The 26,888-nt window shown below is 43.3% G+C and carries 23 protein-coding genes; 12 read left to right on the plus strand and 11 right to left on the minus strand.

The genetic code is table 11. From position 1 onward, the window contains the following. Nucleotides 1-91: 91 nt before the first annotated feature. Nucleotides 92-1,324 carry a glutamine-hydrolyzing carbamoyl-phosphate synthase small subunit gene (gene carA, locus JFC10_RS01120; protein WP_198331277.1) on the minus strand — a complete coding sequence of 411 codons (1,233 nt, stop codon included), beginning with the start codon at nucleotides 1,322-1,324 and terminating at the stop codon, nucleotides 92-94. Nucleotides 1,325-1,791: 467 nt separating this feature from the next. On the opposite strand from carA, the gene JFC10_RS01125 reads away from it, so the two are divergent. Then, the gene (locus JFC10_RS01125) at nucleotides 1,792-2,328 is read left to right on the plus strand and encodes a gamma carbonic anhydrase family protein (RefSeq protein WP_198331278.1); all 537 of its coding nucleotides are present in this window, start codon (nucleotides 1,792-1,794) and stop codon (nucleotides 2,326-2,328) included. Between the two features lie 108 nt (nucleotides 2,329-2,436). Here the strand turns inward: JFC10_RS01125 and JFC10_RS01130 are convergent, their stop codons facing one another. Further along, nucleotides 2,437-2,886 (minus strand): hypothetical protein, encoded by a 450-nt coding sequence (locus tag JFC10_RS01130; protein WP_193011212.1) that lies wholly within the window; start codon nucleotides 2,884-2,886, stop codon nucleotides 2,437-2,439. A 269-nt stretch (nucleotides 2,887-3,155) separates the two neighbouring features. Between JFC10_RS01130 and JFC10_RS01135 the strand changes: the two genes are divergently transcribed. The 3 genes from JFC10_RS01135 (at nucleotide 3,156) to ppnP (ending at nucleotide 5,417) form a co-directional block, all read left to right on the plus strand. Further along, on the plus strand, nucleotides 3,156-3,857 hold the full coding sequence (locus JFC10_RS01135) for an HAD family hydrolase (protein WP_193011211.1): 702 nt from the start codon (nucleotides 3,156-3,158) through the stop codon (nucleotides 3,855-3,857). A 116-nt stretch (nucleotides 3,858-3,973) separates the two neighbouring features. Continuing rightward, nucleotides 3,974-5,069 (plus strand): peptide chain release factor 2 gene (prfB, locus tag JFC10_RS01140; RefSeq protein ID WP_193008945.1). Its coding sequence is split into 2 segments (ribosomal slippage): nucleotides 3,974-4,045 and nucleotides 4,047-5,069, totalling 1,095 coding nucleotides; the frame shifts between segments, so codons are not numbered across the junction. Between the two features lie 63 nt (nucleotides 5,070-5,132). After that, complete coding sequence (gene ppnP / locus JFC10_RS01145) at nucleotides 5,133-5,417, plus strand: pyrimidine/purine nucleoside phosphorylase (RefSeq protein WP_045445514.1); 285 nt, start codon at nucleotides 5,133-5,135, stop codon at nucleotides 5,415-5,417. Between the two features lie 102 nt (nucleotides 5,418-5,519). On the opposite strand, the gene JFC10_RS01150 is transcribed toward ppnP, so the two are convergent. After that, on the minus strand, nucleotides 5,520-5,972 hold the full coding sequence (locus JFC10_RS01150) for a GNAT family N-acetyltransferase (RefSeq protein ID WP_198331279.1): 453 nt from the start codon (nucleotides 5,970-5,972) through the stop codon (nucleotides 5,520-5,522). Nucleotides 5,973-6,161: 189 nt separating this feature from the next. Between JFC10_RS01150 and JFC10_RS01155 the strand changes: the two genes are divergently transcribed. From JFC10_RS01155 to JFC10_RS01190, 8 genes are all read left to right on the plus strand, one after another. Next, complete coding sequence (locus JFC10_RS01155; RefSeq protein ID WP_198331280.1) at nucleotides 6,162-7,292, plus strand: DNA topoisomerase IB; 1,131 nt, start codon at nucleotides 6,162-6,164, stop codon at nucleotides 7,290-7,292. A gap of 215 nt (nucleotides 7,293-7,507) precedes the next feature. Then, nucleotides 7,508-9,229, plus strand: a complete 1,722-nt coding sequence (locus JFC10_RS01160; protein ID WP_198331281.1) for an AMP-binding protein — start codon at nucleotides 7,508-7,510, stop codon at nucleotides 9,227-9,229. Nucleotides 9,230-9,320: 91 nt separating this feature from the next. After that, complete coding sequence (locus JFC10_RS01165) at nucleotides 9,321-10,112, plus strand: SDR family NAD(P)-dependent oxidoreductase (RefSeq protein ID WP_193011207.1); 792 nt, start codon at nucleotides 9,321-9,323, stop codon at nucleotides 10,110-10,112. A gap of 106 nt (nucleotides 10,113-10,218) precedes the next feature. Beyond that, nucleotides 10,219-10,809, plus strand: a complete 591-nt coding sequence (locus tag JFC10_RS01170; protein WP_198331282.1) for a L,D-transpeptidase family protein — start codon at nucleotides 10,219-10,221, stop codon at nucleotides 10,807-10,809. A gap of 433 nt (nucleotides 10,810-11,242) precedes the next feature. Beyond that, nucleotides 11,243-13,840 (plus strand): ATP-dependent chaperone ClpB, encoded by a 2,598-nt coding sequence (clpB, locus tag JFC10_RS01175; protein WP_198331283.1) that lies wholly within the window; start codon nucleotides 11,243-11,245, stop codon nucleotides 13,838-13,840. 182 nt (nucleotides 13,841-14,022) lie between these two features. After that, nucleotides 14,023-15,276, plus strand: a complete 1,254-nt coding sequence (locus tag JFC10_RS01180) for a PQQ-dependent sugar dehydrogenase (protein ID WP_198331284.1) — start codon at nucleotides 14,023-14,025, stop codon at nucleotides 15,274-15,276. 166 nt (nucleotides 15,277-15,442) lie between these two features. Beyond that, the gene (locus tag JFC10_RS01185; RefSeq protein WP_198331285.1) at nucleotides 15,443-17,095 is read left to right on the plus strand and encodes a BCCT family transporter; all 1,653 of its coding nucleotides are present in this window, start codon (nucleotides 15,443-15,445) and stop codon (nucleotides 17,093-17,095) included. Nucleotides 17,096-17,332: 237 nt separating this feature from the next. Further along, a complete protein-coding gene (locus JFC10_RS01190) occupies nucleotides 17,333-18,988 on the plus strand; it encodes a BCCT family transporter (protein ID WP_198331286.1) in 1,656 nt (551 codons plus the stop codon). Nucleotides 18,989-19,127: 139 nt separating this feature from the next. Here JFC10_RS01190 and JFC10_RS01195 read toward each other — a convergent pair whose 3' ends face one another. The 8 genes from JFC10_RS01195 to JFC10_RS01230 all read right to left on the minus strand — a co-directional run bounded on the left by JFC10_RS01195 (nucleotide 19,128) and on the right by JFC10_RS01230 (nucleotide 26,738). After that, nucleotides 19,128-19,460, minus strand: a complete 333-nt coding sequence (locus JFC10_RS01195) for a hypothetical protein (RefSeq protein WP_193010918.1) — start codon at nucleotides 19,458-19,460, stop codon at nucleotides 19,128-19,130. Between the two features lie 212 nt (nucleotides 19,461-19,672). Continuing rightward, nucleotides 19,673-20,032, minus strand: a complete 360-nt coding sequence (locus JFC10_RS01200) for a DUF3144 domain-containing protein (RefSeq protein ID WP_193010919.1) — start codon at nucleotides 20,030-20,032, stop codon at nucleotides 19,673-19,675. 72 nt (nucleotides 20,033-20,104) lie between these two features. Then, nucleotides 20,105-21,271: a methionine adenosyltransferase gene (gene metK / locus JFC10_RS01205; protein WP_198331287.1), complete on the minus strand. Its 1,167-nt coding sequence runs from the start codon at nucleotides 21,269-21,271 to the stop codon at nucleotides 20,105-20,107. A gap of 162 nt (nucleotides 21,272-21,433) precedes the next feature. Next, nucleotides 21,434-22,030, minus strand: coding sequence for a DJ-1/PfpI family protein (locus tag JFC10_RS01210; RefSeq protein WP_198331288.1), 597 nt, complete (start codon nucleotides 22,028-22,030; stop codon nucleotides 21,434-21,436). 140 nt (nucleotides 22,031-22,170) lie between these two features. Continuing rightward, nucleotides 22,171-22,866 (minus strand): endonuclease III, encoded by a 696-nt coding sequence (nth, locus tag JFC10_RS01215; RefSeq protein ID WP_198331289.1) that lies wholly within the window; start codon nucleotides 22,864-22,866, stop codon nucleotides 22,171-22,173. Between the two features lie 104 nt (nucleotides 22,867-22,970). Beyond that, nucleotides 22,971-23,819, minus strand: coding sequence for an RnfABCDGE type electron transport complex subunit B (locus JFC10_RS01220; RefSeq protein ID WP_198331290.1), 849 nt, complete (start codon nucleotides 23,817-23,819; stop codon nucleotides 22,971-22,973). A 105-nt stretch (nucleotides 23,820-23,924) separates the two neighbouring features. Next, the gene (gene nudC / locus JFC10_RS01225; RefSeq protein WP_198331291.1) at nucleotides 23,925-24,914 is read right to left on the minus strand and encodes an NAD(+) diphosphatase; all 990 of its coding nucleotides are present in this window, start codon (nucleotides 24,912-24,914) and stop codon (nucleotides 23,925-23,927) included. Nucleotides 24,915-25,055: 141 nt separating this feature from the next. Next, nucleotides 25,056-26,738 (minus strand): hypothetical protein, encoded by a 1,683-nt coding sequence (locus tag JFC10_RS01230; protein WP_198331292.1) that lies wholly within the window; start codon nucleotides 26,736-26,738, stop codon nucleotides 25,056-25,058. Between the last annotated feature and the right edge of the window lie 150 nt (nucleotides 26,739-26,888).

Genomic DNA, 26,888 nt, shown 5'->3' on the forward strand with positions numbered 1-26,888 from the left:
AATAAAACTGACAGTATTCTAGTCGATTCAACTTGAACCACCATCAGTGATTCAAGCTTGATATTTATTATTCATTACCAATCTTGATGCATTAAGCTTTAGCTGCTGCCATCATCTCTGCAAACTTATCAAACAGTGGCGCAGCATCATGTGGACCTGGGCTGGCTTCTGGGTGACCTTGGAAGCTAAATACTGGCTTATTGGTCAGCTCAATCCCTTGGTTAGTACCGTCAAATAATGAGCGATGGGTAGATTTAACGTTGTCAGGCAGCGTGTCTTCATCAACCGCAAAACCATGGTTTTGACTGGTAATCATAACCGTACCAGTCGCCAAATCCTGTACCGGATGGTTAGCACCGTGATGACCCGTTTTCATTTTGATGGTGTTTGCGCCGCTAGCTAGACCAATCAGCTGATGACCTAAGCAAATACCAAATGTTGGAATGTTTGTTTCTTCAATAATGTGACGTACCGCATCGATAGCATAATCACAAGCTGCAGGATCGCCAGGACCGTTTGATAAGAAAATACCATCTGGGTTCATCGCTAGTACGTCAGCAATAGGGGTTTGTGCTGGAACGACGGTTACATGACAGCCGCGATCAACCAGCATACGTAGGATGTTGGTTTTGCTACCGAAGTCATAAGCGACGACATTGTATTTAGAGTCGATATGAGTACCTAGTTGCTTAAAGAAGCCACCAGTACCGCTATCGTGACTACCAGGGATATCACGGTTGAGTAGGGTATCTGATAAATCCCATGTGCCCGCTGTCCACTCAAAGCGCTCTGTTGTGCAGCATTCTTTTGCTAGATCCATACCTTCTAGGCCTGCAAACCCTTGTGCCAGCTTGATGGCTTGTTGCTCGTCATCTGTACTGATCGTCTCGCCATTTGATGCGGTCATGATACAACCGTTCTGAGCGCCTTTATCTCGTAATAGGCGAGTCAATTGACGCGTGTCAATTTCAGCGATAGCGATGGTATCATTACGCTGTAGATAGTCTGCGAGCGATTCTGAGTTACGGAAGTTTGAGGTGACCATCGTCGCATCACGGATGATAAGACCGTCTGCCCATACCTGATGACCATTACCAGACTCGGTATCTTCAGCGTTGGTACCAGTATTGCCAATGTGCGGATAGGTAAGGGTGACCAGCTGACGCGCATAACTTGGGTCCGTTAGGATTTCTTGGTACCCTGTCATGGCTGTATTAAACACCACCTCACCGACACGATGACCGAGACTGCCGATACTCACACCGCGAAAAATTGTACCGTCTGCTAGTGCCAAAATTGCTTGTATTTCTGCCGATGAATTCAAGGGTTGCCTCCGCTGTTATTGGTGAGTGCCATGATTTCCATGATTAAATTTTAGGTTAGAAATGGCTTTTTATATCGCAAAAATTGCTATTGACGAATACTAAAAAACACCTAAACCCAAAATTTTTCCACAAAAAAGCGAGAAGACATTATTGATGGAAACTACAAAACCCACTAGATAGTGAATAGGTAACTTGCATCATGTCCGCTCGCTTAGGCACAGATTTTGCGCATTATATACAATATACCCACAGATAGCCAGCCGATTTTTAGATTGAAGGCATGCCTTTAATCATTAGCCGTTAATAGCGCTGGATTTTCTCTTTTGGCTTTGCCACAATGGATAGCAAATCGAGATATCTGGTTTTCATGATTAGTTTTCATGACTAATTTTCATGACTAATTTTCATGACTAATTTTCATGATTAACCTGTTCCATTACGATTATGTATATAACAAGGAGCTGTTATGATTTATCAATATTTAGACAAGGTGCCCGAATTTGCGGCACCTTTTAATGGTTGGGTCGCAGACTCAGCACGAGTGATAGGCGATGTCTATTTGGGTCATCAGGCTAACGTGTGGTTCGGTGCGGTGATTCGCGGTGACAATGAACGCATTCATATCGGCGATTATAGTAATGTGCAAGAAAACAGTGTCATTCATACTGATGCAGGCATTGAGGTCAAAATCGGCAACTATGTCACTATTGGTCATTTAGCGATGCTACACGGCTGCGAAGTCGGTGATAATAGCTTGATTGGTATTGGTGCGGTGGTATTAAATAATGCCAAGATTGGTAAAAATTGTATCATTGGTGCCAAAGCCCTTGTCACAGAAGGCAAGGTGATTCCAGACAATTCACTCGTCATGGGCGCCCCTGCCAAGGTGGTCAAAACCTTAACGGACGAGCAAGCCGCCATGCTAAAAATGTCAGCGCAACATTATGCTGAACTTTGTGAAACTTATAAGGAAGGTCTGACTGAAATTCCACTGCCTAAATAAAGCGCTAGCCAAATCATAGAGTCACGCAAAACATAAGCGAACTGTCTGATATTGTTCTATTCTCTATGTTTATGCAAATGATGCAAACGCGCCTTACATAGAGACTCTTTATGCCATCAGCATCATGACCAGCCAAATAATGGCAAAAATGATAATACCAATAATCAGTCCGCGAAAAATATCATGGCGTATAGAGTAGTCATTAAGGTAAGCGTTATGATTGGTTGTTTCGTTGATGTTGAGAGCATTGACGCTCTCAGCACCAGCATTTTTACCAACAATAAAACCCATGATTGCGCCCACCACCAACATAAATGGGGTGAATAACCAAAAAACGTCGCCATTACCTATACCAGCTATTGAGCGAATAACCACAATAGCAAGATCGATTAGTAAACCACCAGCACCATACATCAAACCATTTAAGAACGCATACAGTATACGGTCCAAAGGTGATTGATAGCTTTTACCCAGCTGACGTTGTCTGATTTCTTTGATTGAACGGGCAGGGCGGCGCGTTTTATTTGGCACGACGGTTTTGACATCAGGCGCTTCCATGGGATTCTCTATTTTTATTATGAAGTAAGCAAAACAGATACTAGGGCGTATCACCATTTTTAGCCCATTTAGGCGCTTTCGTTCAGATTGAGGACATGCCCTAACCATAAGTTATATAAATAAAGCTACCATAATTTTGTTTGGTGAACAGTAGCATTCACGAAAAATTATTAAGAAATTTTTTTCATACCATTATTTATCTCCAAAGCGACGGTTATTAAAAACGATTTGTATTTCTATTTTTCAACAAACAACAGTAAGGTCTCATTATGCAGGCAACACAAGCACAAATTTCTCCAAAAGAGCTGGCACTTTTTGATTTAGATCATACTTTGCTCGACGTCGATAGCGACTATTTATGGGGCGAATATATCGTCAAACACGACCTCGTCGATGAAGCGCAATATCGCACGGCCAATCAAAAGTTTTACCAAGACTATATCGAAGGTACGCTTGATGCGACAGAATATAATGAATTTGTGGCGCAATTTTTAAGTAGCTTGCCGATGGATAGATTGCATGAGCTACGAGAAGACTATATTAAAAGTGAAATTGAGCCGCACATTCGCCCAAAAGCTATGGAAGTGCTCTGTCAGCATGTTGAAAAAGGTCATGAGGTGGTGATTATTTCTGCGACCAATGATTTTGTGGTTTCTGCTATCGCCAAGCGTTTTGGTATCGAAGGTGCCAATGTGCTATCGACACCGCTTGAGATAAAAAATGAGCGCTATACGGGCAAACTTACCGACAAGCCAAACTTTAAAGAAGGTAAAATTTACCATCTGAATAAATGGCTAGATAAGCAGCAATCAGCAGGCACGACTTTTGATAAAACTTATGCGTATTCAGATTCCAAAAATGACATTCCATTGCTGGAGTGGGCAGATGTGGCTATTTGTATATCTCCTGATGAGGCGCTGCATGCGCATGCTTTAGCGCATCGCTGGGCAGTAGAGGATTGGTCGATTTAGGCTATTTAACATTATTTAATATAAAGCCAGTCATAATTAGCCAACTATTTATCGTCAATCTCATTTAAAATAGCGCCATATCAGTGAGATATTTATTTAAAAAGACAGGAAACTTTATGGAAATCAATCCGTATCAAGAACGAATTAAAGATTTATCAGAGCGTGGGCAGGACTTGCGGAGGTATCTTTGACTTCGATGGTAAGCAAGAACGCTTAGAAGAAGTCAATTTGGAACTAGAGAATCCCGAGCTATGGAATGATCCAGAGCGTGCGACTAAGATTAATAAAGAAAAAAGCCAGCTTGATGGCGTCATTGATGTCGTGGTATCACTTGAGACGACATTAGAAGATGCGTCTGCTATGCTGGAGCTGGCAGTAGAAGCAGAGGATGAATCCTTGCTGGCGGATGTGCAAGCAGAGCTCGACAATGCGGAGAAACGCGTTGCAGATTTAGAGTTCCGTCGCATGTTTAGCGGTGAGATGGATCCTAATAACTGCTACTTGGATATTCAGTCGGGTAGTGGTGGCACCGAAGCGCAGGATTGGGCAGAGATGCTATTGCGTATGTATACACGCTGGGCGGAATCGCATGGCTTCAAAGTTGAGGTCATTGAGGTGTCTTCTGGTAGCGTGGCTGGTATTAAATCAGCAACGATTGAGATTAAAGGGGATTATGCTTTTGGTTGGTTACGTACCGAAATCGGCGTGCATCGCTTAGTCCGTAAATCGCCATTTGACAGCAATAACGGTCGTCATACCTCATTTGCTGCCGTTTTTGTGTCGCCTGAAATTGATGATAATATCGAGATTGATATCAATCCTGCGGATTTGCGTATCGATACCTATCGCTCATCGGGCGCAGGCGGTCAGCATGTGAACACGACCGATTCTGCGGTACGTATTACCCACGAGCCAAGTGGGGTAGTGGTCACTTGTCAGAACGAGCGTAGCCAGCATGGTAATAAGGCGACGGCGATGAAAATGTTGCGTGCCAAGCTTTATGAGCTTGAAATGCAAAAACGCATGGAATCTCAGCAAGCGGTCGAGGATGGTAAGTCTGATGTGGGCTGGGGCAGTCAAATTCGCTCTTATGTGCTTGATGATTCACGTATCAAAGACTTGCGTACTGGCGTTGAAACTTTTAACACTGGTGCGGTACTCGATGGCGACCTCGATCAATTTATCGAAGCGAGCCTAAAAGCGGGACTGTAAGGCTAAAAAGACCACTCTAAAGAAAGTTTTAAAATATCAACCAATAATTAATTAAGGAAAATTATGCCAAGCGTTAATAGTTATTTTGATAACAAAGTTACTTCTATTGCTTTCCAAACGGCGACCAAGCCAGCTACTGTCGGTGTGATGGAGATTGGCGAGTACGAATTTGGCACCAGCGAATTTGAAACCATGAGTGTGGTCAGCGGTGCATTGACGGTCAAGCTACCAGAGAGTGATGAATGGCAAACCTTTAATGCGGGCGAACAGTTTACCGTTGAAGCCAATCAGAAGTTTCAAGTAAAAGTGGCAGTAGAGACTGCTTATTTATGTGTTTATGGTAAGTAATTATTTTTAGATTAATAGGCAACAGATTAACGCCAAGTGTTTAACGCTTGGCGTTTTTTTATGACTGTCTTTTAAGTTTCAGTCATATAATATTTAGTAAAATTATAGATTTTTACGATATTGCACCATATCTGTTTGAGTGGCGATTGCGTCATAGAGTTTGCGCGCCGCGGTGTTTCCCTCTTGCGTCGTCCAATATACACGGTTGCAGTCTTTGTCGTTGGCAAAGGCATAGACCTGCTCAATAAGTACCCGTCCTACGCCTTGACCACGTACATTATCAGTGACGTATAAATCTTCTAAATAACAACACTCGTTAGTATTCCACGTATTGGGATGCAGCACCACATGTGTGATACCTACCAACTTATCGTCCTGCCAAGCACCAAAACCATAAATCGGTACATCGCTATCGAGCAAACTGTGCCACGTGTTTTGGATGGTACTTGATGGCAAACTGGTCTCATAAAATTTTAGATAATCTTGCCATAAGTGTAACCAAAGGTCGTAATCAGTGATAGTTAGTGGTTTTATTTTTACAGATGAATGGTTCATTTTTTATAAACTTAAGTCGTGAGTAGTGCTAAATTATGCCTCAAAAACGCATGGCTTAGAACCCGTATCGCTATTTTTATCACTGTTTTATTTTACACATCGATTACACTTTGCTTGTGGCAAATAAACAGCAAAAACAATCGCAATTCATTATGCTAAAACGACTATTTTATCAATCGAGTATGTATTATGGCGACGTTAGATGACCAAACCACCACGCAAGACATACGCCATGATTATGAAAAACTCGCTCGTCTTGCTAATCTGCGCTATGTCAGTGATGATGAGCTTGGGTTTACGCGCAGGCGTTGGGGGCGCGGCTTTACCTATCGCGATGCAACGGGCAAAACAGTCAAAGACAAAGCCTTGCGTCAGCGTTTTGATGCGCTAGTGATACCGCCGATGTGGTCAGAGGTTTGGATATGCCAAGATGATAAAGGGCACTTGCAATCGACGGGGCGCGATGACAAAGCGCGAAAACAATACTTATATCACCCTGAGTGGGATCGTGTACGTGACCAAGCCAAATTCGATGCCATGATAGGTTTTGCTAGAGCATTGCCGAATTTACGCTTGCAAGTCGAAAAAGACTTGGAGGCAAAATCATTATCCCGTGACAATGTCTTATCGGCAGTGGTCAAGTTATTAGAAAAGACCTTAATTCGTATCGGTAATAGCCGCTATGCGAAACTTAATAAAAGCTATGGTTTGAGTACTTTACGCAGTAAGCACGTGAGCGAAACCGATAACGGACTGGCGTTTGATTTTGTCGGTAAAAGTGCTAAAGAGCATCATATTGAATTGCAAGATGAGCGTTTGATTGAGATTGTACAAGCATGTTCTGAGTTACCTGGTTATCAGATTTTTAAATATTTAGATGACAATGGTCACAAGCAAGTCGTCGACAGTAGCGATATTAATGACTATCTACGCACGCATACTAGCGGTCATGGTCGTTACAGGGAGATGTATAGCGGTAATTTATATAGCGCAAAGGACTTTCGTACTTGGATGGCCAGTGTCCTTGCCGCCAGTTACTTGCACGATGAGTTACAGAGCGCTCAGGGCAAAGCAATATTAGCCAGTGATCCCAATAGCGATGAGCGCCAGCAACTGGTCACTAACATGGTAAAAAGTGTGGCAGCAGAGCTGGGCAATACCCCTGCTGTCTGCCGATCGTCTTATATCAATCCAGTGATTATAGAGCGTTTTTTGGCGGGGCAGTTCTTTGAGCCTTATAAGCAAGCGCGCCGGGGGCGTACTAAACAGTATCAAAGCTGTGAAGAAAAAGCGCTGCTAGGATTTTTAAGGGGCTGCTGAGTTCTTTAACATAAAATGCCATTAAGAATTTTGTGATCGGATTATAAAAATGATACGTTATGTATTGAAATAAATATTAAAATGCGTTACTAATAGAGCATATGTACATTAATATGTGCGAACAAGAAGAATAAACAGTTGCTAGGATATGACTGTTTTTCTGCTGATAAATCTCTTATTTCGCCAGTTACCTGATATTGCTAAAGGATTAGCTTATGAACACCTCTTCTTCAGACCCATCATTTGTAAATACATCTTCAAACCATCCTGCACAGCCGCCAATGAGCTACAGCGATTACTATCATAACTTTGATATGAATGCGCTATTAACTGAGATATTTGGTAAGCATTTAGATGATCGTTTAAACGCTTATATGGCGTGCTGTGGTCGCCATGTGCGTGACGGTCGTGGCGATAATCTGGCGCTAGTACATGAAGATACAGCGGGCAATGTGACGCGCATGACTTTTGCTGAGCTTGATAAGGCAAGCGCGCAAGTCGCCAATTTATTGCTGTCTTATGGCGTAAAAATTGGCGACCAAGTGGCGACCATGCTACCTCGCACCCCTGAACTGCTCACCATTGTATTAGCGACTTGGCGGATTGGCGCGGTTTATCAACCGTTATTTACCGCCTTTGGCTATGATTCGATTAAGTATCGGATGGACAAAGCCAATACCAAAGTGGTTTTTACCAATCAAGAAAATCGTGGAAAATTTGAAGACTTGGCTCAGCAGACCAAAATGGTCATGGTTGGCAGCGAGAATGACGCGCAAGCTGATAGTGAAAACAGTTGGGGCGATGATAATTATGCCAAGATGATGGCGACGCAGCCGCAAACAGTAGACGCGGTTTTATTAGATACCGATGCACCCTTTCTGCAAATGTTTACCTCAGGTACAGTGGGTAAATCAAAAGGCGTTAGTGTGCCATTAAGCGCGCTCTCAGCATTTTATCTCTATATGCGCTATGCGATTGACTTGCGAGCCGATGATAACTACTGGAACATGGCTGATCCTGGCTGGGCGTATGGATTGTATTACGCGATTACTGGGCCTTTATTATTAGGTGTCACCACCTATTTTAACGAAGCTGGCTTTGACGCTGCCAATACCCGCGACTTTATGGTACGTCATAAAATTACCAATTTAGCGTCCTCACCGACGGCATTTCGTATGATGAAATCGAGTGGCGTGTTTGAAAAATCAGACACTGACACTAAATTATCCCTACGCTGTGCCAATTCAGCAGGCGAGACCTTAAATACCGAAGTGGTCAACTGGGTTGAAACCTATTTAAACTGTAAAGTTTGTGATCAATATGGGCAGACCGAGACGGGAATGACTTGCTGTGAGCACCATGCGTTAGCACATAAATGTCCGGTTGGCTCGATGGGCATGGCGCTACCAGGACACACATTGGTGGTGTTAGATGATGACATGAACATCTTACCTGATGGCGAGCAAGGGCAGCTTGCCGTAGTGGTCAGTCAATCGCCAGCGTTTTATTTCCGCGGTTATAGCTGGAACGAAAAAGACGCCTTCGCGGATGACTATTATTTAACAGGCGACGTGGTTGAGCGTCACAGTGATGGCAGCTATTGGTTCTCAGGCCGTGATGATGACATCATTATTACGGCAGGTTACCGCGTTGGCCCTACCGATGTCGAAAACACGGTGCTTGAGCATGAGGCAGTCGCAGAGTCTGCTGCTGTCGGTGTGCCAGATGAGGTGCGCGGTCATACCATTAAGTCTTATGTGGTGCTAAAAGACGGTATCGAAGGAACGGATGAGATTGCCAAGGAGATTCAAGAGCTCGTACGCAAACGTCTATCGACTCACGCTTATCCACGTGAGGTTGAGTTTGTGGCAGCATTGCCGAAGACTCCAAGTGGTAAAATTCAGCGCTTTTTGCTACGCAGTTTGTCTGCGGCATAGATAAAAAGCAACGCACTCATATCGTCAGGTTAAGATAAAAAATCGATAACTGATAAAAATAACAGTAAAAATATTAATGAAAGGAATAATTATGCAAATTGAACAACAGGGCTTTTTGGTCACAGGCGGTGCATCAGGTTTGGGAGAGGCAGTGGTTCGGGCTATCGTGAATCAAGGTGGTAAAGTTGTCATCGCAGATCTGAATGAATCAGCTGGTCAAGCGTTGGTGGCTGAACTAGGCGATAACGTTCGCTTTACACGTTGCGATGTCACCAGTGGTGATGAAGTGCAAGCGGCTGTTGATACGGCTGAAAAAGAATTTGGCGGTTTGCAAGGGTCTATTAATTGCGCGGGTATTGCTGTTGTGCAAAAGCTGCTCGACCGTGATAACAACCCAGCGGATCTTGATGCCTTTAGTCGAGGCGTTAATATTAATCTTGTCGGTTCTTTTAATGTGGCACGTTTGGTCGCAGCCAGTATTGCGAAGCGTGTAGCGAATACCAATAACGCAGACAGCGGGGCAGGAAAAAACACTGATAACGGCGTCATTATTAATACTGCTTCTATTGCTGCGTTTGATGGGCAAGTAGGGCAGGCAAGCTATTCGTCGTCTAAAGCGGGGGTTGTCGGTCTGACCTTACCACTAGCGCGTGAGCTGGCACGTCATGGTATTCGCGTCATGACGATAGCGCCTGGGGTATTTGCCACGCCGATGATGGAGACTATCCCTGAAAAAGCGCGCGAGCAACTAGAGGCGGGCGTACCTTATCCTAAGCGTCTGGGCAATCCTAATGAGTTTGCCAAGTTGGTCATGCACATCATTGATAATGCTTATCTCAATGGAGAAGTCATTCGTTTAGATGGTGCGATTCGTATGGTGTAATGTTATCCATTAAATTTTCACAAAAGCTGGCATGGTGCTTTGATAAGTTAATCGCGTGTGATGTTGTCATTTCATTCTTGAACGCCAAACGGAGTTATCAAAGCCTATGTCATTTTTTTCTCTAAATTTTAGCAAAAAGCCGCATCGTTTGTTTGTCGCGATAGGATTGGGGCTAGCTACCATTATGAGCACCAGTGCAATAGAGTATGTCAAAACCACCTCTTCAGATGCGAAGATTACAGGTAATAAAGGTCAGCCTATTTCTAGTACGGTGGTTATCGATAAAGTTTTTGTCGATAAATCCGATCGTATTTTGCAGCTATTAAGTGGTGATAAAGTGGTTAAATCTTATCGTATTGCGTTAGGGGATAGTCCAGTTGGTCATAAACAGCAACAAGGCGATGAGCGCACACCTGTTGGTGTGTATACCTTAGATTATAAGAATGAGAACTCTATTGCCCATCGCTCTATACATATCAGCTATCCCAATGCTGCGGATAAAGCTCGGGCGCGATCACGTGGCATCAATCCTGGTGGCGATATTATGATTCACGGGCAGATGAATGGCTTTGGGCATCTAGCGTGGATGAACCAACAACGTGACTGGACTGATGGCTGCATTGCGGTCACTGATAGTGAGATGGATGAGATTATGGGGGCAGTTAAGGTTGGTACATCGATAGAAATCGTAGAGTGAGTTTTAAGCCAATTTGGCTATCATATAGTAGATTATCTAGCGATAAAACTGTATTACAACATCTTCTATACCCAACTATTACTTATCTTATATTATTATTAAGTCCTTACTTTTATTGTTTTTTATTTATTTTCTTGAAATATCCTCTTAACATGCCTATTGATAGTTTATGATGATATCATTGGTATTGGTAAGGTTTTTGTACCTCTGCAATCTTACTGTTTTTTTGGTATTTACTAATAAGTCATAAATAGTGATTGACAACTTGCATAAGTGGGTTGAAATCTTGTACGTTATACCTTATATAGATAACAAATAATGGTGATTGATACGTGGTAAAGTTGATGATAAACGTGATGTTTTAAACGTCGCTCTTTTATCATTTTATGCTGTATCAACTGACTGAAAATACTAATTATAAAAGGACACAATTATGAGGTTCGAAAAATTTACCCAGAAGCTGCAATCTGCCATTCAAGAAGCACAGAGCTTAGCATTAGGACGTGACCATACAGGTATTGACCCTGTGCATCTGCTTGCAGTATTGCTACAAGACGAGTCTAATCTATCTATTTGCCAACAGGCAGGCGCGTCTATTCCTGCGCTAAAAAATGGCGTGGCAAAGGCGCTCGACAATCAAGCAACGATTAGTGAGCCAACAGGTGACGTTAATTTAAACCCGAATTCGGTTAAAATTTTGAACTTGGCAGATCGTCAAGCACAAAAAGAAGGCGATGATTTTATCGCGACTGAATGGGTGATGTTGGCACTCGCTGAACAAGGCGAAACCAAAAAGATATTTGAGAGTGCTGGCGTAACAGCGAGCAAACTAAAAACAGTGATTGAACAATTGCGTGGTGATGAAACCGTGAATAATCAAAATGCTGAAGATCAGCGTGATGCGCTGAATAAATATACGATTAACTTAACTGAACAGGCGGAACTTGGTAAGCTTGACCCTGTGATTGGTCGCGATGAAGAGATTCGTCGTACCATTCAAGTACTGTCACGTCGTACCAAAAACAACCCTGTACTTATTGGCGAGCCGGGTGTTGGTAAAACGGCTATTATTGAAGGTTTGGCACAAAAAATCATCAATGGTGATGTACCAGAGGGACTACGCCGCAAAGAAGTGCTGTCGTTAGATCTAGGCTCATTGATTGCGGGTGCAAAATTCCGTGGTGAGTTTGAAGAGCGACTCAAAGCGGTACTCAGTGACTTATCAAAGCAAGAAGGCAATGTCATTCTATTTATCGATGAGTTGCATACTTTGGTAGGTGCTGGTAAAGCCGATGGTGCGATGGATGCCGGTAATATGCTAAAACCAGCGCTAGCACGTGGTGAGCTACACTGTGTCGGTGCCACGACATTGGATGAGTATCGCCAGTATATCGAAAAAGATGCGGCGCTTGAACGTCGTTTCCAAAAGGTGTTGGTCGACGAGCCAACGGTCGAGGATACCATTGCGATTTTGCGTGGTCTAAAAGAGCGTTATGAGCTGCATCATGGGGTTGATATCCAAGACAGCGCGATTATTGCTGCTGCACGGATGAGCCATCGTTATATTACCGATCGCAAGCTGCCAGATAAAGCGATTGACTTAATTGATGAAGCAGCAAGTCGTTTGCGTATGGAAATGGACAGCAAACCTGAAGCACTGGGTAAGCTTGATAGTCGCTTGATTCAGTTAAAAATGCAGCGTGAAGTGCTCAAAAATGAAGAAGATACTGGCGCACAAGCAGAGCGTAAAGTGCTTGATGCACAAATTGAAGAATTGGAAAAAGAGTACGCAGATCTCAATGAGATTTGGCAAGCAGAAAAAGCGTTGGTCAAAGGCAGTCAGCAGCTAAAAGACGAGCTGGATAAAGCGCGTATCGCTTATGACAAAGCCAGTCGTGAAGGCGACTATGAGACCATGAGTAAGCTGCAGTATGAGACGATTCCGCAGTTAGAGCGTCGCATTACTGAGTCTGACTTGGCGGAACAAAAAGAGCAGATAGGCGAAGGCAGTGGTGTAAAATTACTGCGCAATAAAGTCACGGATAATGAAATTGCTGAAGTCGTTGCTGCAGCGACTGGTATTCCAGTGAGTAAAATGATGCAAGGCGAGCGCGATAAGATGCTAGCGATGGAAGAAAAACTCCATGAGCGCGTTATTGGTCAAGATGAAGCAGTTGAAGCGGTAGCCAATGCTGTACGCCGTAGCCGTGCTGGTTTGTCTGATCCGAATCGTCCTTCAGGTTCGTTTTTATTCTTAGGACCAACGGGTGTCGGTAAGACTGAGCTGACTAAATCACTGGCGAACTTCCTATTCGACTCTGAAGATGCGATTGTTCGTATCGACATGAGTGAATATATGGAGAAGCACAGTGTCAGCCGTTTGGTCGGCGCGCCTCCAGGTTATGTTGGCTACGAAGAAGGTGGCGCATTAACTGAAGCTGTACGCCGTAAGCCTTATAGTGTGATTTTGTTTGATGAAGTTGAAAAAGCACACCCTGATGTGTTCAATATCCTGCTACAAGTATTGGATGATGGTCGCTTAACGGATTCACAGGGTCGCGTGGTGGACTTCAAAAACACGGTCATCATTATGACCAGCAACTTGGGTTCGCATAAAATCCAAGAGATGGTCGGTGAAAGCTACGAGGAGATCAAAGCTGAGGTGATGGAGTCGGTTGGGCAGCATTTCCGCCCAGAGTTCGTCAACCGTATTGACGAGATTGTGGTATTCCATCCGCTTGGTATGTCACAGATGGCAGGTATTGCTTCGATTCAGTTGGATCGCTTACGTCAGCGCTTGCATGAGCGTGAGTTGGATATCGAGCTATCAGCCGATGCGATGAACAAGCTGGTGGCAGTTGGTTACGATCCTGTGTATGGTGCGCGTCCACTAAAACGTGCTATCCAGCAAGAGATCGAAAACCCATTGTCATTGAAACTGTTAGCAGGTGATTTTGTCGCTGGCGATATCATCAAAGTCGATGTTAGCGCAGATGATGAGTTGGTTTTTGAGAAACTTAGAATGAGCTAATATCCAACGCTAAATAACCGTGGTTTAAAACAAATCCCTTACTTGCCTATTGTTTATACAGGCAGGTAAGGGTTTTTTTTGTGCGCTATTATTATTTACGGTTTAAGCACTTTGACTATGTTATAAATAAACTAAGCATGAAGAATCAAGAATCAGACGTCAACACTCACGGAGACGATAAAATGACGATCATCAGTACGCAGCACCTAAGCACGCCATTAATGTTACCGATAATTATCACAGCACTGCTGTTTAGTGCTCCTGCTTGCTCCAATCAAACCGCAATCAATACCCATGAAGACCTGACAGCTTATAAAGAAGGGCAAGCCTCTGCTAACGAATCGCTAGCAAGTGCTGAAAAACCTGAATTTGTAACCAAGAAGATTGCCACTTTTGATGAGCCTTGGGCAATGACAGCATTACCTACCGTTAATAATAAGTCATCAAAATTGCTTGTTACCCAAAAGACAGGCGAGTTATTCATTGTTGATACGGCAACAGGTGCTAAGACAACCATTAATGGTATACCGAAAGTGGCTTATGGTGGGCAAGGCGGTCTTGGCGATATTATCCTTGCACCAGATTTTGTCACGTCTAATCAAGTATATATCAGCTACGTTGAAGCAGGTGATGGCACTGATAGTAATAATTTTGGTGCTAAAGTTATCAAAGCTACATTGATAGGAATGAATACAGCCACGCCAAGTTTGCAAGATACTATGCCCATTTGGGAGCAAACCCCGAAAGTAAAAGGGCAGGGGCATTATAGTCATCGCTTGCTTTTTTCACCTGACGGAAAATATTTATATATCAGTTCAGGCGAGCGCCAAGAAAAAACGCCAGCACAGGATATGAGCGTCAATTTGGGCAAAATTATTAGGTTGAATCCTGATGGATCAGTGCCAGCAGACAATCCTTTTGCAGATAATAGTAATGACATAGCCGCGCAATTTTGGACAATCGGTCATCGCAATGTATTGGGTATGGTGTTCGATGAGAAAGGTAGGCTTTGGGCGCACGAGATGGGACCACGAGGCGGTGATGAATTCAATCTCATTGAAAAAGGTAATAATTATGGCTGGCCAATCGTCTCGAATGGGCGTAATTATACAGGGACGGATATTCCCGATCACGATACGCATCCTGATTTTTCTGCGCCCAAGGTTAGCTGGACACCTGTTATATCACCTTCATCGATGAGTATATATAACGCTGGAAAATATAATGATTTCCCAGCGTGGCAAGGGAAGGTGCTGATAAGTGGTCTATCATCAAAAGCGCTGATAGTGGTGGACCTTAATGAAAATAACAACGCGACTGAGCGCTATCGTTATGATATGGGCGAGCGTATTCGTAGTGTGTTAAATGTAGATGGACAAGTTTGGCTACTAGAAGATGGCAATAATAGTGGATTATTACAACTGCTACCGCAGTAGTCATTGCTCTCTAATTTTCTAAACTTTTGCACTATTGTAGGTTGGGCCATCAAATAGTTTTGCTCTATTTCTATCAATAATGAAATGGTAGATAGTTATTTAGATTTGATAGTTGGAGGGTATCTTGTTAAGGTGACCCTCCTAAAAAACTAAGGCTAACAAACAAATGGATCATGTAAAAGTTGGCAGGTTAGGCCCTTTTCCACGGGTAAGTAAACCTGTGTTTATTATTTCAGCGCTACTTATCGTTGGATTTATCATTTTTGGTGCGTTTTTTACTGAAACCGCCGGTGCATTATTTAGCTTTTTACAAAGTTTTATTACCAATAAATTCGGTTGGTTATTTATTATTTTAGTAAATTTAGCATTATTGCTTTGTATTTATCTTGCGATGAGCCGTTATGGCGATATTCGCTTGGGTGCGCAAACTGAGACGCCACAGTATAGTCTGTTCTCATGGATTGGTATGTTGTTCTCTGCTGGTATCGGTATTGGACTCGTCTATTGGGGTACGGCAGAACCTTTATATCATTTTATGGCACCGCCCCTTGGTGAGGCTGAAACTATCGCTGCCGCTAAGCAAGCGATGAACATTACCTTCTTGCATTGGGGTCTGCATGCATGGGCACTGTACGCTATTGTGGCATTGTCTTTGGCTTATTTTCACTTTCGCCGTGGGCTGCCATTGTCGATTCGCTCAACGCTTTATCCTATATTGGGCAAAAAAATCTATGGTCCGTGGGGACATGCTGTCGATATCCTAGCCGTATTTGGTACGATGTTCGGTGTGGTAACGTCGCTTGGTCTTGGGGTTATGCAGATTAATTCAGGGCTTGAGCGATTGTTTGGTATTCCTAATAATCTAACGATACAGATAGCGCTGATTGTTTTTGTGACTATTTTAGCCGCTATCTCCGTTATGATGGGTTTAGACAAAGGCATTAAGCGCTTGAGCGATATTAATATCGGACTGACGACCATCTTGCTCGGCTTTATGGTCATTTTAGGTCCGACACTTTTTATCTTTGATAGCTTTCTAGAAAATATCGGCAACTATCTTTCGATGGTTGTGCCTCTAGGTCTATGGGGTGAGTCGTATGAAGGTCAAGAAAATTGGCAGTCAGCATGGACGATATTTTATTGGGCATGGTGGGTAAGCTGGGCACCATTTGTTGGTGTATTCATTGCTCGTATTAGCCGTGGACGTACAATTAGAGAGTTTGTGCTTGGCGTGTTACTCATTCCTATGATGATCTTGTTCTTTTGGTTTACAACCTTTGGTGGCGTTGCTGTTCATATGGAGCTGCTGGCTGCTATTGATCCAGCTCTCGTCAGTCCGGGTTTGATAGAAGCGGTGCAAGCAGATTTTGGTAGTGCGATTTTTAAATTGATTGAATCTTATCCTTTGGCTCAACCAGTCACGTTGATGATCGTTATTATGATTGTACTTTGGTTTGTGACGTCATCAGATTCAGCAAGCTTTGTGATTGATATGTTGACTGCAGGTGGTGATACCAATCCACCCAAAATCCAGCGTTTATTTTGGGCAACTACCGAGGGTATCATTGCAGCAATTTTGCTTGCAGCAGGTGGCTTGAGTGCGCTACAAGCAGCAGCTATCGTAGCAGGATTGCCCTTTGCTTTGGTGGTATTTGCGATGATGTATGCACTACTTCGTGGTTTGAGCCGAGATCGATTGATACTGTATCGAGCTCAGCAGCACTTTATTACTGAAGAATCAGCAGATCATAACTCAGCCAATGAGTTCGCAGATGAGCACTTGTTGAAAGGTCCACCTAAAATTGTGAAAGGTGATTAAAAAGCTTTATATGTCCGTTTTAGAGCTGTTTTTTATGAGACTAATCATGCAGTTAGTTTGTATTGGTTTTACGTAAAAGTACAATATAGTAATTGTTATTTAAAATCCTAAGATGCGTCGCTATCTTAGGATTTTTTTATTTGTTGACCAATAGCAAGGTTATAAAGTGTCTGATTCGATTTGATAGTTGTGTAGTATCTTGGTAAGGTGAGCCCCTTCAAAAATTGAGACGACTAAATGGATCATGTAAAAGTTGGCCGATTAGGCCCTTTTCCACGGGTAAGTAAACCTGTGTTTTTAACTTCAGCCCTATTAATTCTTGTGTTTATCATTTTTGGTGCTTTTTTTAATGAGCAGGCTGAACTGGTATTTGGTCAGGCAAAAGCATTCGTGTCTTTACGCTTTGGCTGGTTCTTTATTGTAGTGGTCAACTTAACGTTGGTGATGAGTATTTACATGATATTTAGCCGTTATGGCGATATCAGGCTTGGTCATCAAAATGAGAAACCAGAATACAATCTAGTATCTTGGATCGGTATGCTATTTTCAGCTGGTATCGGTATTGGGCTGCTTTATTGGGGTACGGCTGAACCCTTGTATCATTTTATGGCGCCGCCGTTAGGAGAAGCTGAAACAGTTGCAGCCGCTAAGCAAGCGATGAATATCTCGTTCCTACACTATGGCTTACATGTGTGGGCGCTCTATGGCATGGTCGCGTTGTCATTGGCTTATTTCCACTATCGAGTGGGTTTACCCTTGGCCATTCGTTCGACACTATATCCTATATTAGGTAAAAAAATCTATGGTGGCTGGGGTCATACGGTAGATACACTGGCGGTATTTGGTACGATGTTTGGGGTAGTGACCACTTTAGGTCTTGGGGTATTGCAAATTAACTCAGGTCTTGAGACGTTATTTGGTATACCCAATAATATTACAGTGCAAATTATTTTGATTGCTTTAATCACTATGTTGGCAGGTCTGTCTCTATTCATGGGACTAGATAAAGGGATTAAGCGCTTAAGTGATACCAATATATTATTTACTGTGATATTGCTCAGTTTTGTGATTATCTTAGGGCCGACCCAGTTTATCTTTAATAGCTTTGTAGAAAACATTGGCAATTATTTACATCAAATTGTGCCATTGGGTCTTTGGACAGAGTCTTATGATGGTCAAGAAAACTGGCAGGCGTCTTGGACGATTTTCTATTGGGCATGGTGGATAAGCTGGTCACCGTTCGTTGGTGTCTTTGTCGCTCGCATCTCTCGTGGTCGGACCATTCGTGAGTTTATCTTAGGGGTATTATTAATCCCTATCACTATCTTGTTCTTATGGTTTACCGCTTTCGGTGGTTCAGCAGTTAATATGGAATTAATGGCAGCTGCTGATCCCAACCTCATTAGCCCTGGCTTGATAGAAGCTGTTAAGGCGGATACAGGTAGTGCCATCTTTAAGCTCATGGAGTCTTATCCGCTGACATCGGCTGTGAACTTGCTTATCGTTGTGATGATTGTGCTTTGGTTTGTCACGTCATCTGATTCGGCCAGTTTTGTCATCGATATGTTGACATCAGGTGGGGATGCTAATCCACCTAAAATACAGCGTCTTTTTTGGGCAGGTACAGAGGGTGTCATTGCAGCCGTATTATTAGCAGCAGGTGGCTTGAGTGCGCTACAAGCAGCTTCAATTGTGTCAGGTTTTCCTTTTGCGATTGTGATAGTTGTTATGATGTACTCATTACTACGTGGCTTGAGCCGAGACCGTTTGATACTGTATCGTAACCAGCAATGGTTTGTCACCGAAGAGTCAGCAGAGCATAATTCAGCCAATGAGTTTCGTGATGAAAATTTGCTGACAGGCCCACCTGATATTGAAAAATCTGAAGGTTAGATTTTATTGATCTAAAAGATGATAAAGAAGCACTCGCTTACGATTAAGCGGGTGCTTTTTTATATGATTTGGCTGTCTTTTCTAGTTTTATATAGAGCACTTACACAAAGTTATGAAGTAAGGGAATTAAGAAGCAAGGTTATGAGCACTGTCCTTTGACATAACCCACTGCCGCCGTTGTGCCACATGCCGAACATGAGTTGCCCGCAGTGCGATAACTAAATCCTGAGTTGGTTTTTACTTTGACACAAACAGGGTCATATTGGGCGGTGCACATCGTTTGCTCAGGATTGTAAGATGGACACTTGATAAAAGGGTTGTCGCTGTTCTGTTGGCTGTGCCCAGTGGTATGAATAGGGGCGGTGTCAGGCGCATCGATGCTTTGGATATTATTACAGCCAGTCAAGGCAATAGTTACTGATAACCCTACTAACGACAGGCATGATCGCCATGATTTGAATAAGTGGTTCATAATCATATGTCCTTATAAATAGTGTTCGGTAAATCCCTGTTATCGATAGCCGGTTGCAACCATGTGATGAACAAGGCGACTCTAATTGATAGTAGCCTATTTATCAGCAGTCATCTACTAAATCATGGTTAATAAAAAACCCAAGCCTATGATTAAGCTTGGGTTTGAGTTACTACTATCAGTTTTAGACATGCTAGCTAAAGGCAATAGAACTATTTGGCTGCTTTGTCATCTTGATTAAGCTGAACATATTTATCAAAGTTCTGCGCATAATCAGTCAAGTTATCGCTCAGCATTTGGCGATACTGTTTGACATAAAACTCTACGATATCATCTTTTTCTTTGGCAAAGTCATCGCCTTTGACGAAACCGATAGAAGCGACAGACGCGCTATAGCGTGCGGCTGCATATAATAAAGAAGCGCCTACTTGTCCTGAATGAGCCTCAGGCCCTAATTGACTGTTTGCGACACCAATGATGGCATCAGCACGTTGATAAAATGCCTGCATTTCAGGGGTAATCTCAATGTTAGCGTCAACATTGTTGTCTTGAGTGTTGTTGTCTTGAGACATAAGTGACTCCTAATAAGTGTCGGTAATTTTAAATTTATAAAGATGGTTTGTAAGGGGTGCAACCTGATATTTTTACAAACCAGCCTCTGCTTTTAAGATTTCAGCTTTGTCTGTTTTTTCCCACGTAAAGGCAGTTTCAGAGCCGGGACGACCAAAATGACCAAAAGTCGCCGTTTGCTGATACATTGGCTGTAATAAATTTAGCATACGGGTAATGCCGTAAGGGCGCAGATCAAAATGGGTGCGAATCAGACGGATAATTTCATCATTACTGATTTTATTCGTACCAAAAGTATTGACGGAGATAGAGGTTGGCTCAGCGACACCAATAGCATAGCTGACCTGTATTTCACAGCGCTCAGCAAGTCCTGCAGCGACGATATTTTTAGCCACATAACGCACGGCATACGCAGCACTGCGATCTACTTTTGATGGATCTTTACCACTGAATGCACCGCCGCCATGACGCGCCATACCGCCATACGTATCAACAATAATTTTACGACCTGTCAATCCTGCATCACCAACAGGACCGCCAATCACAAACTTACCCGTTGGGTTGATATGATAGCGCGTACCAGCATGCAGTAAATCAGCTGGTAATACTTGTTTGATGATAGATTCCATTATCGCTTCTTGCAAATCTTTTTGCGAGATACTTGGATCATGTTGCGTTGATAACACCACAGCATCAATGGCAACAGGCTTGCTACCATCGTATTTTAAAGTCACTTGCGCTTTGGCATCTGGACGTAACCAAGGTAGCTCACCTGCGCGGCGCAGCTCAGATTGGCGTTCCATCAAGCGATGAGCAAATTCGATAGGGGCAGGCATCAATACTTCAGTTTCATTACTGGCATAGCCAAACATGAGACCTTGGTCACCTGCGCCTTGCTCTTCAGGGTCGCTACGATCGACACCTTGAGCGATTTCAGGAGATTGTTTGCCAAGCATGTTGATGACCGCGCATGTTTCGCCATCAAAGCCTAAGTCTGAATGGTGGTAACCAATACCGTTTACGGTATCACGCACGATACGCTCAACATCGATATTTGCCGTCGTGGTGACTTCGCCTGCTAGTATCACAGCACCTGTCTTAACCAAGGTTTCGCATGCCACGCGTGCATGCAAATCTTCACGTAAGATAGCGTCAAGGATGGCATCTGATATTTGGTCAGCCATTTTATCAGGATGACCTTCGCTCACAGATTCTGAGGTAAATAAGTTGTATTCACGCATAATGGGATCGCTTAATTGCAGGGACTGTAGTCTATGAACTCAGTCATTATTAAATGTATATAAAAATAAAAGGCGAAAACGAATAAAAAAATTAGCACATTTTACCGTGTATCGAGGTAAAACTCTAGCGATGGATAATACTAAGCGGTAACTAGACATGGATTAACCGTGGTAAAAGTCATCAATCTCGCTATTTTCTTGCCAGCGATATTCAGTATAGTTAGCAATCTGACGTGCCGTATCGATGTCATGTCTGTCAGCGATAAAGCCAAGCGCCATGTCCATACCTGCACTGACACCTGAGGATGTATAAAATTTGCCATCGACAACCCAGCGTGCTTGCTCAGCCCAATGGACTTTGTCAGATTGTGCTATCACCCACTGCCATGACAGTTTATTAGACGTTGCACGCTTGCCATCTAAGACGCCAGCCTTAGCTAATAATGCGCTACCTGTACAAACGCTAAGCACCCAATCAGCATGGTCAGCCAAGGTTGTCAGCGTCTGCAAAAATGATTTGTGATTGATTTGCTGGCGAGTACCCATGCCGCCAACCATCAACAAGATATCAGTCTGATGATCTAACTCGCTGACAGCGATTGTTTGCATTGCAACGCCATGCTTACTATGAATGATTCCACCGCTTAAAGAGGAAAATTGCAGACGATAATGCTCAGGCAAGCAACCAAACATCTCGATAGGTCCAAATAGATCTAAAGTCTCAAAATTATCGAATAATAGCGCGGTCAGCGTATGCATCTGGCTTCCTGATTTTTAAAATAACGTTTACAAAGGTAAGAGGGCGTCTATTGCATCTTGTAACCACGAGATTAGGTCTTTATTCATATAAAGTAGATCCATAAAGTCTTTTATAAATAGAGTGGTTATAGTTCTAAAAACTATAGCTCCAAGAACTTGGCTTTGTCTTTAAACATACATTCGTCATAAACAGGACAAGCACCGCATTTGGGCGTACGAGCTTGGCAGGTATAGCGCCCGTGTAAAATAAGATAATGATGCGCATCCACGATAAAATCTTCTGGGATACGCTCGACCAGCTTGTTTTCAACGATCAAGACATTTTTTCCAGTGGCCAGTCCCGTACGATTACCCACCCGAAAGATATGAGTGTCAACCGCCATGGTTGGCTGACCAAAGGCGGTATTTAAGACCACATTGGCGGTTTTACGTCCAACGCCAGCGAGAGACTCTAAGTCTGTGCGGTTATCAGGGACGGTGCTGTCAAATTTCTCAATCAAATCTCGGCAAGTTTTGATGACATTTTTGGCTTTGGCATTATATAGGCCAATATTTTTGATGTAAGATTTTAAACCGTCTTCACCCAATGCCAAGATTGCTTCGGGCGTATTTGCTACGGGATATAGTTGCTGGGTGGCGATATTGACGCTCACATCCGTCGCCTGCGCAGACAAGATTACCGCGATCAGTAGCTCAAAATTACTTTTATAATTCAATTCCGTAACCGGCTCATTAATCGTCGCTGCCAGTTTCTCAAAAAATGGACGCACATCACGATTGGGCATTCGCCTCGATGGCGGGGTATCGGCAGTTTTGTGTTTGACGGTTTTACTCATGGTATTCTTACTATTTTTTGGCTATTGATAAGTGATACAAGATATCGGAATAAATGCATTTTAGCGATGCTAGGTAGACTGTCTAACAAATGATAATTACGCTGTTAAAGCTGACTTAACTCCATTTGCAACGCGTCAAGCTCTACTTGTTTGCTCTCATTTGGACGGACACTTAGCTGCTTTTCTAGCTTTTTAATTTTACTACGAAGCTTCGCTGCGGCGATGGTGTTTTTTGCTTGTGCTTCGCTGATGTTCAACGATTGACTAGCGGCATTATTCAGTTTTGCTTCGACCATGCTGACCACAGGTCTGCTATTGCTACTATCAGCCAGCTGCTCGGTGACGCGTCTTAAATGAGTATGATAACGCTGTCTTAAATCTTCTTGCTCTGTGGTACGTTCAGGGCTAGAAAGCTCTCGTTCAATAGTGACCAAATCGATGCAGTCGACTGGGCAAGGTGCAATACAAAGCTCGCAGCCCGTGCATAAATCCGTAAAGATAGTATGCATGTGCTTACCAGTACCGACAATAGCATCGACTGGGCAGGCGGGGATACATTTGGTACAGCCGATACAGTCATCTTCACGGATAACAGCACGTACCTCGGTAGGACGTTCAGAGGTAGCATCTATTGGCCACTGAGAAGGCGCAGCGCTCAGTATCACTTCATGACTACCAATATCGATAATTTGAGCGATGGCATTGGTAACGGGTTGACCACCGGGTACACATTTATTGTATGGTTCATTCTCTAGCACGATAGCAGCGGCATAGGGCAAGCAGCCGTCTGGGTGCTCGCAAAGCCCACATTGTGTTTGCGGTAGACAAGCATCAATATGTGAGATTTTCGTTTGTATGTCCGCAGGTAAGCGCTCTATATCCAAAGTGTCGAACAAGATTGGCAAATTGGTGAGACGGATGTGGGTGCTATTTTTACTAGTGGTGCTTTGCATATGCTTTAAAACCTTCATATCAGTGCTAAGCGCTTAGCGCTGACATTAGAATAATAGGATAATAACGATATTGGTAAATGCTGAATGCTGCATTGATATTATAGATTAAAGTGATAGACCTTGCTCATTGGCAATTTGTGCAATTAGCTCGTAAGCAATGCTACCTTTTGAAGGTATTTTTGGCAAATTTGATAGATCAAAAAAATCCGCATGCGATAGCTCATCTTCTTGAATGATAAGTTCACCACCTGCATAAGAAGCTCGAAAGCCTAGCATTAAATTAGAGGGAAACGGCCAAGGCTGACTGCTGACGTACCGAATATCTGATAGGCTGATATTCACCTCTTCTGCCACTTCACGCACAACCGCGTGTTCTAAACTTTCACCCACTTCTACAAAACCTGCAATCAAACCATACTGTAACGCTTGTGAAGGGGTTTTTTGCTGTCCATAACGATGATGATGGGCTAGCAAAATCTGCATTTCACCAGTTTGCGGATTCGGTCGAGTGATAGCCGTGATGACGCAGGGCTGTACACGTGGGTATTGGCGCAATCGGCATACTGGACAGACCATCGCACGCTCATCTCGTTTGGCATGAATGGTTGGGGCAGCGCAGCGACTACAAAACTGCGTATCTGTTTGCCAGCGCAATAACTGTATTGCTTGGCTAAGCTGATCGGACAAAGCCACGGGCAACTGAGTAATCAGCTGGCGGTAAGGAACAAAAGCATTGCCGCTGGCCTCAGCGATGATAGGCAATGCAATATGATGTGCAATTGCATAGTCATAAGTAATGGCGCTAGCTGCTTGCGCAGTAAAGGTATGGGCAGTGTTAATCGAGCCGTCGGCACTTTCTAGAGTGTCGGCATACTTCAGAGCATCTACACTCGCGTTAGTAGAATTAATATCAGACGACCAGTGACGCGGTGCTAGGCTTTCGAGTAGCGTGACATGACCAACTCGGTAAGCAAGCTGAGTCTCCTCGTCTGAATGTGTAGCGGACGGTGGTAATTCAAGCTGCACCGGCCACCATCCATTAGGTAGCTGGCGGCATAAAACAGTGTCATCACTAAATATAAAAGCACTGGTCATAGATAAAATTCCAAACCGATTAAGGTAAGTACGCATCAGTGTTGATACAGACTTCTTTAAATTGAAGTGTATAAATAAGTATTTGTGGCAGCAGAGCAGCGACCACAAATATATCGTTTTACTGCTTAAGCAAGATAGAAATTAGGCTGCGAGTAGATGACTCAAGCTCTGCTGCCCTACATCTAGCGCTTGTTTGCTGACTGGACGATTATGCTCAAAACCATCTAGATGATGATCGACGGCCATAATGACATCAGCGATACAAGCGAGCGTACTGTCTTCAATACGTTGTCCACCTTCGATACGTTGCTGAAGATAGTTGGCCAATTGACTGAGCATGCTTGCAGGTGTTGGTAGCTGTAAGAAGCGCACAGCCCCTGCCACTTGGCGCATCATCTCAGGTATGTTCTGGATATTGAGCATATCGCGCTCTGGCTCAGCCAAATAATCGTTAATGGCTTGTTCTGCGCTGGCAATAGCGGAACGACTTTCTTGTATCAAAGTATCATTAGCCGTATTGAGCTGATGTAAAGAGATATGCGGGTTATTCAGTGGCAAATAGATTGCCCCTGGTGTGTGCATTTCTGCCATTGCAATGGTGGCGTTTTCCGCATGCATCAATGCCAGCAGCAAGTGATCAAAATCGTCAGGTGAGGGCGTTTGCCAATGACTAACAGCTTCTGCTGCTACGCTGAGACTATTGGCTGCATCTGATAAACCAAGCAAGCGTAAAGCTGAGCTCAATTCTGTTAGCTCTTCGATAATCTGTGCCGTTTGCATATCGACAGGATTTAATGAATCACCGCGTGCGTAGCTATCCACATTTTCTTTAATGGTATTGATTTGGGTCTGAATGATGGTGTTCAGCGTATCGGTCAGTGCTCGATTAGGACCGAATAAGAAACGCTTCATTTGCTCAAGTTGCGAGCCTTCTAATTGGTTGCTGGCGTATTGTTCACGCAGTCGTTGCGCCGCATTACTATCACGCTGGCAAGCAAAACTTACCAAATCAGCAAACCGCTTGTCCATCACAGGCAAGTAGCTTTGAAATTGCTGCTCTAAATAAATCAGTGTGTGTTTTTGGCTCAGGTTTAACGGTAATATCGTGGCAATATCCGTGACAGCTGCAGTAGCTGCTTGCCAGAATAGACTGCTGGTGTTTGATGCTATCAAAGCACACGCTGCATTCATGGCGTCAAGTTTCTGCTGATCGTCTGGGCTAACGTTACCATCTTGATTAAGCAGAGCGACTCCAAGACCACTACGATAAGCATAAGTTAGTAGTTCAGTGTCTAGGTTAAGCTCGTTAAGTGGTTGGAAGTTCTGTTCAGGGTTGGCAATGATGACACTACTGCTACCAAAAGCCGCAAAATAGTCTGCTGTGATAGGAGTTTCTTGCCCGTGAGCATTGAGTTTATTGATGACAGGCAGTAACAACGTTGGCTCTACCGACTCTGTCAAAAGTACAAACTCGATATAGCGATCCAGTGTCATAATGGCTTCTGATAAGTCCATAATCAAGCTGGTATCGTTATTATCACCATTATCATATAGGCGCTGTAAACCATTGACAATAGCGGTACTCAAAGCCTCTGCACCAACTAAAGATATCAGCTCAAAGATACAAGACAACTGCTTTAGCACAGTGATAGAATCTAATAATAAAGGGGCTTGACTATTATCATCATTAAATTCACTCAGATGAATCTCAGTATCTTTTAAGGTTACGATGACCTCATCATGCAACAAATGTAACGATGGTAGATTGAAATCAGTAACACTAAGCGTTGGGGCCGTTAACTTCATTTGCGCAGACTGGTTCATAGGTGTTTTTCCATAATGTACTGATGATAATGGCGAGGGTTTAAATGATGATCGAAAAAGCACTTGCTGGTGATGTTTTAACGCTTAATATAACAATAATTAAGCCTATATTATACAAATGTTATTGTACAAAGGTTGATATCATCAGCT

Source organism: Psychrobacter aquimaris (assembly GCF_016107525.1).
GTDB classification, from domain to species: Bacteria; Pseudomonadota; Gammaproteobacteria; order Pseudomonadales; family Moraxellaceae; genus Psychrobacter; species Psychrobacter aquimaris.